Raw genomic sequence first — 13262 nt, forward strand, 5'->3', positions numbered from 1 at the left:
ACAAGATAGGGGTTCGAAGGGTGGATTGCTAGCGGCGCGGTGACGCGGCTCGTTATTCCGCCGCCAGCTTCTCGATCTTCTCCGCCGCCGCATCTAGCGCCCGGATCGCCGCGATCTCGGCCTTGGTGCCTTCCTGGTTCAGGCGGCTGATTTCTGCGTTGGCGTGGGCCAGGCGCAACTTCATGTCCGACAGCTCGTCGGCCAGCAGCAGGGCGCCCATCAGGAAGAGGCGGGTCTCGCCCAACTGGCCGACGTCGCTGCTGACCTGGCGGACCTGGCGGTCGAACAGGCGCGCCAGCTCGGTCAGGTGCGGCTCCTGGCCGTCCTCGCAGCCGACCATGTAGGGGCGGCCGTTCACGTGGATGGTCACCTGGGCCATCGGTCAGCCCTCCTTGGGATCGTCGAACAGATCCTGGTCCTGGTCGGGCGCGCCGACCTCGTCATCATGCTCGTGGTCGTCATTGGCCACGGCCTCGTCGCCCAGAGCCGAGCGGATCTCGGCGATAGCGCGGCCCAGAGCCGCCGAAGCCTGCTCGCCGGCTTCTTCCAAGGCCCTCTCGCGTTCACGGGCGGCGTCCAGGTCGGCGATCAGGCGCGCGCGCTCCTGGTCCCCAAAAACTTCAGGGAACAGGCCCGGCTCGGCCGAGGTCGCGACGGACACAGGCGTGCGAGAGGCTTCGGCCGCCTTGGCCGCCAGACGCTGTTCGAGCGAGGCCATCGCGCGCTCCAGGCGGCGCACGGCGAGGTCGAGGGCCGTACCGTCGGCCGGGATCATCGGCGGTTTCCAATCATGCAACGCAACATATAGATCGAGCCCGTCTATGCCAGACGCAGGGGCGAGATTTGGGCGACGCGGAGCCCATAGCAGCATTTACGAAAGGCGTGTCAGTTTCTGAGGCCTTGACTTCGCGCCTTTCCCCCGCAAAACGCGCACCCAAATAGGGAACGCCGATCGCATCAGATCCGGCGGCCATAACAGGAGAAAGACCCATGGCTATTCGCGTCGCCATCAACGGCTTCGGCCGCATCGGACGTCTGGTCCTGCGCTCCATCGCCGAGCATGGCCGCCGCGACATCGAGGTCGTCGCGATCAACGACCTGGGTCCGGTCGAAACCAACGCCCACCTGCTGCGCTACGACAGCGTCCACGGCCGCTTCCCCGGCACGGTCACCTCGGGTGAGGACTGGATCGACGTCGGCATGGGCAAGATCAAGGTCACGGCGATCCGCGACCCGAAGGACCTGCCGCACAAGGAACTGGGCGTCGACATCGCGTTCGAGTGCACCGGCATCTTCACCGCCCGCGACAAGGCCGCCCTGCACCTGGAAGCCGGCGCCAAGCGCGTGCTGGTCTCGGCTCCGGCCGACGGCGCCGACAAGACCATCGTCTACAAGGTCAACCACGAGACCCTGACCGCCGACGACATCGTCGTCTCGAACGGTTCGTGCACCACCAACGCCCTGGCTCCGGTGGCCAAGGTCCTGCAGGACCTGGTCGGCATCGAGCGCGGCTACATGACCACGATCCACAGCTACACCGGCGACCAGCCGACGCTGGACACCATGCACAAGGACCTCTACCGCGCCCGCGCCGCGGCCCTGAGCATGATCCCGACCTCGACCGGCGCCGCCAAGGCCCTGGGCCTGGTTTTGCCGGCCCTGAAGGGCAAGCTGGACGGTTCGTCGATCCGCGTCCCGACCCCGAACGTTTCGGTCATCGACCTGAAGGTCGTCCCGTCGCGCGACACCACGGTGGACGAGGTCAACGCCGCCCTGAAGGCCGCCGCCGACGGCGCCATGAAGGGCGTGCTGTTCACCACGACCGATCCGGTCGTCTCGTCGGACCTGAACCACATCGCCGCCAGCTCGACCGCCGCCCTGCCCCAGACGCAAGTCATCGAAGGCAAGCTGGTCCGCGTGCTCAGCTGGTACGACAACGAGTGGGGCTTCGCGACCCGCATGAGCGACACGGCCCTCGAGATGGCCAAGTTCCTCTAAGGAACTGAACGACCCAGCCCCCGCTCCGCAAGGAGCGGGGGTTTTCCTTACCCGCTACTCAGGAAGCTCCATGCCCTTCCGCACTCTCGACACCGCCGATCTCGCCGGCAAGCGCGCCCTCGTTCGCGTCGACTTCAACGTCCCGGTGGACGGCGGCAAGATCACCGACGACACCCGCCTGCGCGCAGCCCTGCCGACCATCCACTATCTGTCCAAGCAAGGCGCCAAGGTCGTCCTGCTGGCCCACTTTGACCGCCCCAAGGGCAAGGTCGTGCCGGAGATGAGCCTGGGCTTCGTGGCCGAGCCACTCTCCAAGCTGCTGGAACAGCCGGTCGCCTTCGCCAGCGACTGCATCGGCGATGAAGCCGCCAAGGTCGTCGACGGCCTGGAAAACGGCGGCGTCGCGCTGCTGGAAAACGTCCGCTTCCACGCCGGCGAAGAGAAGAACGACGCCGACTTCGCCCAGGCCCTGGCCGCCAACGGCGACATCTATGTCAACGACGCCTTCAGCGCCGCCCACCGCGCCCACGCCTCGACCGAAGGCCTGGCCAAGCTGCTGCCGGCCTATCCGGGCCTGTCGATGCAGCGCGAGCTGGAAGCCCTGGACGCCGCGCTCGGCAACCCGAAGAAGCCAGTGATCGGCATCGTCGGCGGCTCCAAGGTCTCGACCAAGCTGGACCTCTTGAACAACCTGGTCGCCAAGCTGGATCGCCTGGCGATCGGCGGCGGCATGGCCAACACCTTCCTGTTCGCCCAAGGCCACGATGTCGGCGGCTCGCTCTGCGAAAAGGACCTGGCCGACACCGCCCGCGAGATCATGAAGAAGGCCGAAGCCGCCGGCTGCGAGCTGCTGCTGCCGGTCGACGTGGTCGTGGCCAAGAAGGTCGCGCCTGGCGTCGAGACCGCCGTCCGTGCGCTGAACGAAGTTCAGGCCGACGACCTGATCCTGGACGCCGGCCCGGAAAGCGCCAAGCGCCTGCTGGCCGCCATGGATTCAAGCATCACGCTGATCTGGAACGGTCCGTTGGGCGTTTTCGAAGTGCCTCCGTTCGATGAAGCGACGGTTTCGGCGGCAAAACACGCTGCATCCCTGGCGAAATCGGGTAAGCTTGTGGCGGTTGCGGGCGGCGGTGATACTGTCGCTGCACTGAACCACGCGGGCGTGTCGGCCGATTTTACTTTCGTCTCGACCGCCGGCGGCGCGTTCCTCGAATGGATGGAGGGCAAAACCCTTCCGGGCGTCGCGGCGCTCGAATCCTAAGATACTCATCCTGGCGCGGATCGTGCAGATCCGCGCCGGACTGACTAATGACTGACCCGGGCAGAGAACGCACAAGCGTCACGGCCCCAAAAACAAGAAACGACCCAACCCTACTTCACGCTTGCAGGAGAGAATTACGTGGCTCGCATCACGCTGCGCCAGCTGTTGGACCATGCCGCCGAGCATGAGTACGGCTTGCCCGCCTTCAATATCAACAACATGGAACAGGGCCTGGCGATCATGGAGGCGGCCGAAGCCGTCAACTCGCCGGTCATTATCCAGGCCTCGCGCGGCGCGCGGAACTACGCCAACGACATCATGCTGGCCAAGATGATCGACGCCCTGGTCGACATCTATCCGCACATCCCGGTCTGCATGCACCAGGACCACGGCAACGGCCCGGCCACCTGCGCCACGGCGATCCAGTACGGCTTCACCTCGGTGATGATGGACGGCTCGCTGATGGAAGACGCCAAGACCCCGGCGACCTACGAATACAATGTCGATGTCACCCGCAAGGTGGTCCAGATGGCCCACAGCTGCGGCGTCTCGGTCGAGGGCGAGCTGGGCGTGCTGGGCTCGCTGGAGACCGGCATGGGCGAGGCCGAAGACGGCCACGGCTTCGAAGGCAAGCTCTCGCACGACGAGTTGCTGACCGATCCGGACCAGGCGGTCGACTTCGTCCAGGCCACCGGCGTCGACGCCCTGGCCATCGCCATGGGCACCAGCCACGGCGCCTACAAGTTCACGCGCAAGCCGGACGGCGACGTCCTGGCCATGAACGTGATCGAGGAAATCCACCGCCGCCTGCCCAACACCCACCTGGTGATGCACGGCTCGTCCAGCGTTCCGCAGGACCTGCAGGACATCATCAACGCCTATGGCGGCGAGATGCCCCAGACCTGGGGCGTGCCGGTCGAAGAGATCCAGCGCGGCATCAAGCACGGCGTGCGCAAGATCAATGTCGACACCGACAACCGCATGGCCATCACCGGCGCCATCCGCAAGATCCTGGTCGAGAAGCCGCACGAGTTCGACCCGCGCGCCTATCTCAAGCCCGCCAAGGAAGCCATGCGCAAGGTCTGCCAGGCCCGCTTCGTCGAGTTCGGCTCGGCCGGCCACGCCGACAAGATCAAGGCGCTGTCGACCGCGACCATGGCCAAGCGCTACACGGCCGGCGAACTGGACGCCAAGTTCGGCGCCGGCGCGGCCAGGGCCGCCGCCGAGTAAGGCGCTCTAGAGCTTGAAGATGAAGGGCCTCCCGGAGCGATCCGGGAGGCCTTTTCTATTCCGCCGGCAGGAGAAAGCGGCGGCGACGGGCAAGCAGCTTGATCGCGCCGGCCCCGATCCCCCCGCTGACCAGCATGGCCAGGGTGAACCAGGGACCGACGAAGGCGTAGGTCCCCTGCCAGCAGTGCAAGCCGTCGACCGTCGCCGCTACGCCCCCACAAAACAGTCCGCAGGCGAAGCCGGTCGGCGCGGGTCGCAGCAAGTCGACGTCGCGCAGGCCGAAAACGGTCAGCGCCAGCATCGGGGCGGCGATGACCAAGATATTGCCTAGGCACACCAGCGCGTTGGGCCAATGAAGCGTGATCAGCGTGGCCGGGCTCATGGCCGCGCTCTGGACGCCGGCGGCGATCAGCATGGCGACCGCGGCCGCGCCGGCCAGGCTCAGCACCGTCAGGCCCCCCGGCCGTCCGCGCGCCAGCCAGGTGGCCGCGACCAGGGCGCACAGGGCGACGCCGGCCGTATAGGCGGCCTTGATCCAGAAGAAGGCCTGCCCCGCCGCCCCGGTCAGGTCAGGCCGCACCTCCAGCCAGACCAGGATCATCAGCACGCCGGCCAGAGCCCCCGCGCCGCCAATCTCGGCCAGCCGCCAGGGCAAGGTCGCGGTCGACCATATGGGTGCGCCAAGGCTTTCGCCGCTCGCTCCCGCGTCCAGCGGAGCAACGGTGTCGTCGATCGTCACGCGCCTCTCCCCACAGAGCCGGCTGGCGTTTCAGTGAAGCTTTTCGCGTCTCATTCGCGAAAAGCGGCGGCACTTCATTGGCGGAACGATGGTTTGTCAATCGACCCTAAGGCGACGATACGAAACGTGATCGTCACTACTTCTGGGGACGCGTCATCTGCCTACCAGCGCAGCGCCCAGCGCCCGATCAGTGCGCCAAGAACGGCCAGCGACAGCACGCCGAGGCTGTACCAGAGGGCCACGAAGGTGAAGGTGTTCTCGGCGCAGTGCAGGCCATAGACGGTGGCCGCCACCCCGCCCGCGAACAGGCCCGTGGCGAAGCCGGCGGCGACGGGCCTTGTCGGAGCCATGCCGCGCACGGCCCACAGGCCCAGGCCCAGCATCGGCAGTCCCAGCATCAGGATGTTGCGGCTGCAGACGTGCCACGAGTGCCCGCGCAGCATGTGCAGGGCCATCTGGATGTCGGGACTCATCATCGCCTGGACGACGCCGGCCAGGGCGAAGAGGCCCAAGACCACGCCGCCCAGCATCCAGCCGCGCCGGCCCGAGCCCGCCGGCCGCGACAGACGCTCGATCGCCAGATAACCGGCCAGGCCCAGCGCCCCCGTATAGAGCGCCTTCATCCAGAACATGCCGCCGCGCATGGCCTGCATCAGGTCATGGCGGGTGTGCAGCCAGGCCAGCACCAGGATCAGAGCCGCCAGGGCGCCCAGGCCCGCGACGATCGCCAGACGCCTGGGCGGCGCACGGCTGGGGCCCGCGTCCTGGGCCAGGGCGTCGATCAGGTCATCCGTCCGCACGGCGCATCCTTTCGGCCAGGGACTTCAGCGCCCGGTGCAGGGCGACCTTGGCCGCCCCTTCGGAAATGCCCGCGCGGGTCCCGGCCTCGGCCAGGGAAAGACCCGTCAGCTTGACGTCGGTGACCAGGATCCGCTGCTTCTCCGGCAGGGTGGCCAGCGCGCGATCCAGTTCGAGGCCGACACCCGGATCCGGCTCATCGGCGGCCAGAAACTCGATGTGGTCCTCGATCGGCAGGGTCTGGCGGATCTTTCGCCGCCGCCAATGGTCGATCAGCTTGTAGCGCGCCACCGCATGCGCCCAGGCGGTGAACGACTGGGACGGGTCCCACGTCGACCGCTTGAGATGCACCGCCAGCAGCGTCTCCTGCACAAGATCCTCCACATCGCCGGGCGCGCCGGACATCCGCCGCGCGAAATAGGCGCGAAGTCGAACGCCGAGACCGGCCAGACACTCGCGATAGGCCGCGGCGTCGCCGTCCAGCCCGCGCAGCATCAGCGCCTTCAAACGGGTTTCGGTATCCGTCACGCAAGCCCCTATTCGCGCGCGAGGGGCGGATGGTTACACGCCCGCGCGCCGCGCCGGAACCTAGGCCGTGAAACCGCGCCGAAATTTTGTTCGTCGATCGTTGTAACCTTCCCCGGTGTCGCTTCGTACTTCCCCATCGACCGGGCGGCGACAGAGCCGCCTGGTGTGAAACAACACCGAGGAGAAACCCCATGAACCGCACCGCTGCCACCGCCGCCCTCGCCGCCGTCCTGGCCCTGTCGGCCGGCGTCTCGATCGCCGCCGCCGACGACCACGGCAAGGCCAAGGGCGACCAGGAAAAGTGCTACGGCGTCGCCAAGGCCGGCGAGAACGACTGCAAGGCCGGCGCTGGCACCTCGTGCGCCGGCACCTCGAAGGCCGACTACCAGGGCAACGCCTGGAAGATGGTCAAGAAGGGCACGTGCATCACGATCAAGACCCCGACCGGCATGGGTTCGCTGACCCCGAAGATGTAATTCCACATCCCCTAAGTTCCGATCTCCCCGGCGAAAGCCGGGGCCCAGATGGAAGAGCACTGGAGTGGGCTCCAATACCCCCGAGCCCCTCCAATCAGCCCAAACGCCCTGGGATCTGGGTCCCGGCTTTCGCCGGGAAGATCGGATTTGGAGAGTTTCCCCGTGATCACCGCCGGCCTCGGCCTTAAATCCCAGCACTATGCCGACGCGCTCGGTTGCGACGCCGAGGGGCTGTGGTTCGAGGTCCATCCCGAGAACTACATGTCGGCCGGCGGGCCGCGCCTGGCGGCGCTGGAAGCCGTCCGCGCGCGCCGGCCGCTATCGTTACACGGCGTGGGCCTGTCCCTGGCCGCCGACGCCGATCCGGATCCCGACCACCTGGCCGCCCTGAAGCGCCTGGTCGACCGGTTCGAGCCGTTCGTGGTGTCCGAGCACCTGGCCTGGTCGACGCACCGAGGTGCGCACCAGCCCGACCTGCTGCCCTTTCCCCGCACCCATGCGGCCCTGGCCCGCATCGCCGCCAACATCGGCCGCATGCAGGACGCCCTGGGCCGCCGCGTGCTGATCGAGAACCCCTCGCTCTACCTGCCCCTGACCGGCCACGACCTGGACGAGGTCACGTTCCTCACCGCCCTGGTCGAGCACACCGGCTGCGGCCTGCTGGTCGACGTCAACAACGTCTTCGTCAGCGCCAGCAACCTGGGCTACGCCGCCGAGGCCTATCTGGACGCCCTGCCCGCCGAGGCGATCGGCGAGATCCACCTGGCCGGCCACGGCGCCGACACGGGCGGCTCGTCTCTGCTGATCGACACCCACGGCGCGCCGGTGGCCGAGCCCGTCTGGGCCCTCTACCGCCGCCTGATCCGCCGCATCGGCCCGCGCCCGACGCTGATCGAGCGCGACGACGACATTCCCGCCTTCGCCATTCTCATGGCCGAGCGCGACCGCGCCGCCGCCGAGCTCTCCGCGCTGGAGGCCGTCCATGCCTGAGCTGCTGGATTTCCAGGACGCGTTCGTCGCCGCCCTCGCCGGCAGCCCCTCGGCCCTGTCGCCCTGGCTCGCGCCAGGTGAAGGCGCGGCGGGCCTGTCGGTCTACCGCAACACCATCGCCAAGGGCTGTGTCGACGCCCTGGCCGCCAATTTCCCGACCGTGCTGTCGATGGTCGGCGAGGACTGGTTCCGCGCCGCCGCCGCCCTGTTCGCACGCGAGGCCCCGCCGGCCAGCGCCGCCCTGCTGGACTATGGCGAGGCCTTCCCCACCTGGCTGGAGCGCTTCCCCCCGGCCGACGACACGCCCTATCTGGCCGGGATCGCCCATTTGGACCGCCTGTGGACCGAGGCTCTGTTTGCCGCAGAGGCGCCGGTCCTTACCGCCGAGGCGCTAGCGGCCCTGCCGCCCGAGGTCCTGGCCGAGACCAACCTGGCCCTGCATCCCAGCGTCCGCTTCGCCAGCTTCGAGGCCGGCCTGCCCAGCCTGTGGGTCGCCGCCCGCGAAGGGCGCGAGGACCTGGAACTGCCCGATCAGCCCGAGACGCTGCTGCTCGTTCGCGACAAGGGCGCAGTTATGCATCGCGTGATCGGCAACGCTGAAACAGCCTTCCTGCGCGCCTGCGGCGACGGCCTGAGCTCCGCCGAAGCCGCCGGCCGCGCCTTCGAGGCCGATCCCGATGTCCAGCTTGCCCCACTCTTCGCCGCCCTGATCGCCCGGGGCGCCTTCATGGAAACCGCCCGATGACCGCCCTCTCGCTCCGCGCCCCGTTCGACGCCTTCGCCCAGACCGCCCGCAAGCTGTTGAGCGAGGACGTCCTGGCCCTGGTCACCCGCTTCGGCGTGGCCGCCATCTTCTTCCAGTCGGGCCGCACCAAGGTCGACGGCTTCCTGCACATCACCGACGGGACCTACGCCCTGTTCGAGAGCGAGTACCACGTGCCCCTGCTGCCGCCGGACGTGGCGGCGCACGTGGCGACCTATTCGGAGCACCTGTTCTCGGTGCTGCTGGTGCTGGGACTGTTCACGCGACTCTCCGCGCTCGCCTTCCTGGGCATGACGGCGGTGATCGAGATCTTCGTCTACCCGGACGCCTGGCCGACCCACCTGTCGTGGGCGGGCCTGCTGCTGTTCCTGATCGCCCGCGGCGGCGGCAAGTTCAGCCTGGATCGGGTGCTGAAGATCGCCTGAGCCCTCCTCTATTCCGTCTTCCCGGCGAAAGCCGGGACCCAGATCGTAAAGCTGTGAGGCGCATGCAGAAACGCCCGCAATTCTGACCGGATCGCGGGCGTTCTTGCATCTGGGCCCCGGCTTTCGCCGGGGAAATCGGATGGTGGGATTAGTGGATGGTCGGGACGCGCGGAACCATCGGACGCCGCCACAGCTGGGCCGTCAGGGCGTTAGCGATGCCGACCCAGCCGAGGTCCGGGGCAGCGGCGCCGCCGACCTTGCGCGCCTCAATGGCATAGGCCGCCGAGGCCGCCAGGGAGGCCGTGGCCGCCCCCAGCTGACCGCCGACCCGCTTGGCGCCCAGGCCCAGCCACAGGGCGTTGAAGCCTTGCACCAGGCTCCAGATCGTCAAGGCGCGGGTGCGGGCCGGGCTGGACGGCGCGTTCCAGGTGCGCAGGCCCGACAGGGTCATGGCGATGAACAGCGGCGGCAGCAGAAGGCTGGTCAAGGGCTTGGGCTGATGGGCGACCGGCTCGTGCATCTCGGCGAACTCGACCGCGTACATCTCGTCGTCCAGCACACGCTCGTGGCGACGGCCCATCATCAGGGCCGCGACGATCGCGCCGCCGGCCAGGGCCGCGCCAACCGCGACCTGCGCCGCCGGATGGACGCCGCCCTCCCGCCGATCAAGCTCGAACGCTTCGCGACCGGCCAGGGCGCGCTCGCGCGACTTTCCGTTGGCGATATGCATGGCGGGACTCCCTCGTGAACTCGCAAGGTCAAACAGCCCAGCTGAGCCTTGGTTCCAGCTTCAGCAGGGCCTGACGCCCATGATGGCCTGATCCTCGCGCCGCGCCACCTCAAAACGCCCCTAGGGTGTCGGGAGCACGACTCCCACGAGCACAGCCCTGACTCGATCTATCCTAAAGTCTCGTGCGACCGGATGCCGCGTTAAGGAAAACGCCGCGTTTAGCAAAAGGCATCATCTTGCTGTTTTTTATGGGATTTTTTAGATACCGAGATTTTTGAAATTCAACCGCGAGCTTCACCGCGTTAAGGCTCTTTTTGAATTTGGGCGCGCAACCTGTCGCCGAACCGCGAGAAGCGGGCTTCGCCAGGGTGGTGAAGTTCGGGGGCCTCGCGATCAGGGAAAACGCCGATGTCCTTCTTCCGGACGCGCCAGGACGACGCCAAGGCCACGGGCCAGACCGCCGAGATGGAGGCCGTCATCGCCGCCATCCACCGCAGTCAGGCGGTCATCGAGTTCAACCTTGATGGCACGATCGTCACGGCCAACGACAACTTCCTGAAAACGCTGGGCTACGGCCTGCAGGAGATCCAGGGCCGCCACCACAGCCTGTTCGTCGAGGACGACTACGCCAAGAGCGGCGAGTACCGCGAGTTCTGGCGCCGCCTGAATGCCGGCGAGTTCTTCTCGGACAAGTTCAAGCGCGTGGGCAAGGGCGGCAAGGAGATCTGGATCCAGGCCTCCTACAACCCGCTGTTCGACAAGAACGGCAAGCCGGTGAAGGTCGTCAAGTTCGCCTCGGACATCACCGCCGTCGAGCTGGAGCGCGCCGCCGCCGAGGCCGCCCGCAAGAAGGCCGACGAGGACAACAACCTGGTGTCGGTGGTGGCCGAAGGCCTGCGCCGCCTGGCGCGCGGCGACGTCAGCGAGCACATGACCTCGCTCGTGGATCCGCGCTACGTCCAGATCAAGGCCGACTTCAACACCGCCGTCGACAGCCTGCGCGAGACCGTCTCGATCATCGCCCAGCGCACCAACACCATGCAGGCCGGCATCGACGAGGTCTCCTACGCCTCGGACGACCTGTCGCGCCGCACCGAACAGCAGGCCGCCAGCCTGGAAGAGACCGCGGCCGCCCTGGACGAGATCACCGCCACCGTGGTGCGCAGCGCCGAAGGCGCCCGCCGCGCCTCGCAGGCCGCCTCGGCCGCCCGCGTCGACGCCGGCCGCTCGGGCGAGGTCGTCCAGCAGGCCGTGGCCGCCATGGGTGAGATCGAAAAGTCCTCGGCCCAGATCGGTCAGATCATCGGGGTGATCGACGAGATCGCCTTCCAGACCAACCTCTTGGCCCTGAACGCCGGCGTCGAAGCCGCGCGCGCCGGTGAAGCCGGCCGTGGCTTCGCGGTCGTCGCCCAGGAAGTTCGCGCGCTTGCCCAGCGCTCGGCCGATGCGGCCAAGGAGATCAAGACCCTGATCGCCAACTCGACCGCCCAGGTCGATCGCGGCGTGAAGCTGGTCGGCGAAAGCGGCGCCTCGCTGGACGGCATCGTCAGCAAGGTCGGCGAGATCGACGGCCTGATCTCCGAGATCGCCCGCTCGGCCCAGGAGCAGGCCACCGGCCTCAACCAGGTCAACAGCGCCGTGAACCAGATGGACCAGGTGACCCAGCAAAACGCGGCCATGGTCGAGCAGACCACCGCCGCCGCCGCCAACCTGCGCGTCGAGGCCCATGACCTGGCCGACCTGGTGAAGCGCTTCAACACCGGTCAGGACCATTCGCAGCCCGTCGCCCAGAGCCGCCGTCCGGGCGCCCGCGCGGCCTAGACCCCGCGCATCCGGCAGGTCAGCATGGCGGCATGACCGTCGCCATCCGCCCTGCTCTCGCCTCCGAGATCGAGGCCGTTCGAGACATCGAGCGGGCCTCGGCCCAGCGTTTCATCGGCCTGATGGACGCTCTGGCCGCTGATGAGCCCTCGCCAGCGTCGGTGCTGTCTGATCGGATCGCGACGGGCGGCCTGCTGGTCGCCGAGATCGACGGCGCGCTTGCGGCCTTCGTGATGTTCCGTCCCGTCAGCGATGGCCTCTATATAGAGCAGATCGACGTGCTGCCGGCCTTCGAGCGCCGGCGCCTCGGCGCGACGCTGATCGATGCGGTCGGCGAGCGGACCCGCCGCCTGCTGCTGTCGACCTTTCGCGACGTCCCCTGGAACGCGCCCTACTATCGCCGCCTGGGCTTTCGCGATCTCGACGACCAAAAATTAGCGCCGGACCTCACGGAGATCCGGCGCGAACATCTGGCGCGCGGGCTGGATGAGAGCCTGCGGGTGTTCATGGAGCGGGTCTAACCCCACCTCCGATTTCCCCGGCGAAGGCCGGGGCCTGGATCTCGGAGCGCTGGGGCTGATTGGAAAAGCTCGGAGCTCCTAGAACCCGTCCCAGCATTCTTCCATCTGGGTCCGGCTTTCGCCGGGAAGACGGTGTAGATTTACGCCGGCAGCTCGCCCACAGCCGACTGCAGGTAGTTCTGCTCGCCCAGCGACTTCACCAGGCCCAGCTGCATTTCCAGGAAGTCGATGTGCTCCTCGGTGTCGCTCAGGATCACGCGTAGCAGCTCGCGGCTGACATAGTCGCGGGCCTGTTCGCACTGGATGATGCCGGGGATCAGGGTCTCGCGGCCGGCCAGTTCGACCTGCAGGTCGCTGTTCAGGCATTCCGGCACGGTCTCGCCGATCTTGAGCTTGTGCAGGTCCTGCAGGTTGGGCAGGCCTTCCAGGAACAGGATGCGGTTGATGAGCATGTCGGCATGCTTCATCTCGCCGATGGATTCGTCGTAGGTGATCTTGCCGAGGCGCTTGAAGCCCCAGTTGTCGTACATCCGCGCGTGCAGGAAGTACTGGTTGACCGCCGTCAGCTCGTTGGTGAGCACCGCGTTGAGCAATCGGATGATGCTGGGATCGCCCTGCATGGCGGCCTCCTTAAGGTTCGTCTGTCGGCGGGAACCTGGGGCAAGCCGAAACGGGGTTCAACTTGAATGTGTGCGAGTGTTTCGCGCTCTCACAGAAATCTGTGAGAGTGCTTCGCGATAGCTGAATTTATTGGCTTTTCGGCCGTTACTCGGCTGCGAATGCAAGCGCCTCGCGATTGTCTTGGATCATCTGGCGCATCTCGCAGACACACTTGGCGCACTGGGCCTGGCAGCCCTTCGAGCGGAAGATGTCGGCCGGACGGGTGGCGCCAGCGTCGATGGCGGCGCGGACTTCGCGCTCGCGGATGCCATTACAGTTACAGACGTACAAGGAACGAACGCCCTACACGATTGAGTGTCAT

At 67.3% G+C, this 13262-nt stretch carries 17 protein-coding genes; 9 read left to right on the forward strand and 8 right to left on the reverse strand.

The genetic code is table 11. The features are described from left to right. Positions 1-52: 52 nt before the first annotated feature. Both J7528_RS24650 and J7528_RS24655 read right to left on the reverse strand, forming a co-directional pair. Positions 53-379 (reverse strand): cell division protein ZapA, encoded by a 327-nt coding sequence (locus tag J7528_RS24650; protein WP_291880144.1) that lies wholly within the window; start codon positions 377-379, stop codon positions 53-55. Positions 380-382: 3 nt separating this feature from the next. After that, the gene (locus J7528_RS24655; protein ID WP_291880148.1) at positions 383-775 is read right to left on the reverse strand and encodes a hypothetical protein; all 393 of its coding nucleotides are present in this window, start codon (positions 773-775) and stop codon (positions 383-385) included. A gap of 215 nt (positions 776-990) precedes the next feature. On the opposite strand from J7528_RS24655, the gene gap reads away from it, so the two are divergent. The 3 genes from gap (at position 991) to fba (ending at position 4489) form a co-directional block, all read left to right on the forward strand. Continuing rightward, positions 991-1998 carry a type I glyceraldehyde-3-phosphate dehydrogenase gene (gene gap, locus J7528_RS24660; RefSeq protein WP_291880152.1) on the forward strand — a complete coding sequence of 336 codons (1008 nt, stop codon included), beginning with the start codon at positions 991-993 and terminating at the stop codon, positions 1996-1998. A 70-nt stretch (positions 1999-2068) separates the two neighbouring features. Further along, the gene (locus J7528_RS24665; RefSeq protein WP_291880155.1) at positions 2069-3259 is read left to right on the forward strand and encodes a phosphoglycerate kinase; all 1191 of its coding nucleotides are present in this window, start codon (positions 2069-2071) and stop codon (positions 3257-3259) included. A gap of 138 nt (positions 3260-3397) precedes the next feature. Continuing rightward, complete coding sequence (gene fba / locus J7528_RS24670) at positions 3398-4489, forward strand: class II fructose-bisphosphate aldolase (RefSeq protein WP_291880158.1); 1092 nt, start codon at positions 3398-3400, stop codon at positions 4487-4489. Between the two features lie 55 nt (positions 4490-4544). Here fba and J7528_RS24675 read toward each other — a convergent pair whose 3' ends face one another. The 3 genes from J7528_RS24675 to J7528_RS24685 all read right to left on the reverse strand — a co-directional run bounded on the left by J7528_RS24675 (position 4545) and on the right by J7528_RS24685 (position 6554). After that, positions 4545-5228, reverse strand: coding sequence for a DUF1109 domain-containing protein (locus J7528_RS24675; RefSeq protein WP_291880161.1), 684 nt, complete (start codon positions 5226-5228; stop codon positions 4545-4547). A gap of 161 nt (positions 5229-5389) precedes the next feature. Further along, positions 5390-6028: an anti-sigma-F factor NrsF gene (gene nrsF, locus J7528_RS24680; protein ID WP_291880164.1), complete on the reverse strand. Its 639-nt coding sequence runs from the start codon at positions 6026-6028 to the stop codon at positions 5390-5392. Next, positions 6015-6554 (reverse strand): sigma-70 family RNA polymerase sigma factor, encoded by a 540-nt coding sequence (locus tag J7528_RS24685; RefSeq protein WP_291880167.1) that lies wholly within the window; start codon positions 6552-6554, stop codon positions 6015-6017. Before J7528_RS24685 ends, nrsF begins: the two co-directional genes overlap by 14 nt. 191 nt (positions 6555-6745) lie before the next feature. On the opposite strand from J7528_RS24685, the gene J7528_RS24690 reads away from it, so the two are divergent. From J7528_RS24690 to J7528_RS24705, 4 genes are all read left to right on the forward strand, one after another. Next, positions 6746-7030 (forward strand): DUF2282 domain-containing protein, encoded by a 285-nt coding sequence (locus J7528_RS24690; protein ID WP_291880169.1) that lies wholly within the window; start codon positions 6746-6748, stop codon positions 7028-7030. A 162-nt stretch (positions 7031-7192) separates the two neighbouring features. After that, the gene (locus J7528_RS24695; protein ID WP_291880172.1) at positions 7193-8020 is read left to right on the forward strand and encodes a DUF692 domain-containing protein; all 828 of its coding nucleotides are present in this window, start codon (positions 7193-7195) and stop codon (positions 8018-8020) included. Continuing rightward, the gene (locus tag J7528_RS24700; RefSeq protein ID WP_291880174.1) at positions 8013-8765 is read left to right on the forward strand and encodes a DNA-binding domain-containing protein; all 753 of its coding nucleotides are present in this window, start codon (positions 8013-8015) and stop codon (positions 8763-8765) included. Before J7528_RS24695 ends, J7528_RS24700 begins: the two co-directional genes overlap by 8 nt. Then, positions 8762-9208, forward strand: coding sequence for a DoxX family protein (locus J7528_RS24705; protein ID WP_291880177.1), 447 nt, complete (start codon positions 8762-8764; stop codon positions 9206-9208). The genes J7528_RS24700 and J7528_RS24705 overlap by 4 nt, the downstream gene beginning before the upstream one ends. 148 nt (positions 9209-9356) lie before the next feature. On the opposite strand, the gene J7528_RS24710 is transcribed toward J7528_RS24705, so the two are convergent. Next, a complete protein-coding gene (locus J7528_RS24710; RefSeq protein ID WP_291880180.1) occupies positions 9357-9938 on the reverse strand; it encodes a tryptophan-rich sensory protein in 582 nt (193 codons plus the stop codon). A 408-nt stretch (positions 9939-10346) separates the two neighbouring features. Between J7528_RS24710 and J7528_RS24715 the strand changes: the two genes are divergently transcribed. Together J7528_RS24715 and J7528_RS24720 are read left to right on the forward strand one after the other, a co-directional pair. Continuing rightward, a complete protein-coding gene (locus tag J7528_RS24715) occupies positions 10347-11759 on the forward strand; it encodes a PAS domain-containing methyl-accepting chemotaxis protein (protein WP_291880183.1) in 1413 nt (470 codons plus the stop codon). A gap of 32 nt (positions 11760-11791) precedes the next feature. Beyond that, positions 11792-12280 carry a GNAT family N-acetyltransferase gene (locus tag J7528_RS24720; RefSeq protein WP_291880187.1) on the forward strand — a complete coding sequence of 163 codons (489 nt, stop codon included), beginning with the start codon at positions 11792-11794 and terminating at the stop codon, positions 12278-12280. Positions 12281-12420: 140 nt separating this feature from the next. Here the strand turns inward: J7528_RS24720 and bfr are convergent, their stop codons facing one another. Beyond that, a complete protein-coding gene (gene bfr, locus J7528_RS24725) occupies positions 12421-12900 on the reverse strand; it encodes a bacterioferritin (protein WP_291880190.1) in 480 nt (159 codons plus the stop codon). 145 nt (positions 12901-13045) lie between these two features. After that, on the reverse strand, positions 13046-13231 hold the full coding sequence (locus J7528_RS24730) for a (2Fe-2S)-binding protein (protein WP_291880193.1): 186 nt from the start codon (positions 13229-13231) through the stop codon (positions 13046-13048). Positions 13232-13262 lie beyond the last annotated feature (31 nt).

Source organism: Caulobacter sp. (assembly GCF_017744445.1).
Classification (GTDB): Bacteria; Pseudomonadota; Alphaproteobacteria; order Caulobacterales; family Caulobacteraceae; genus Caulobacter.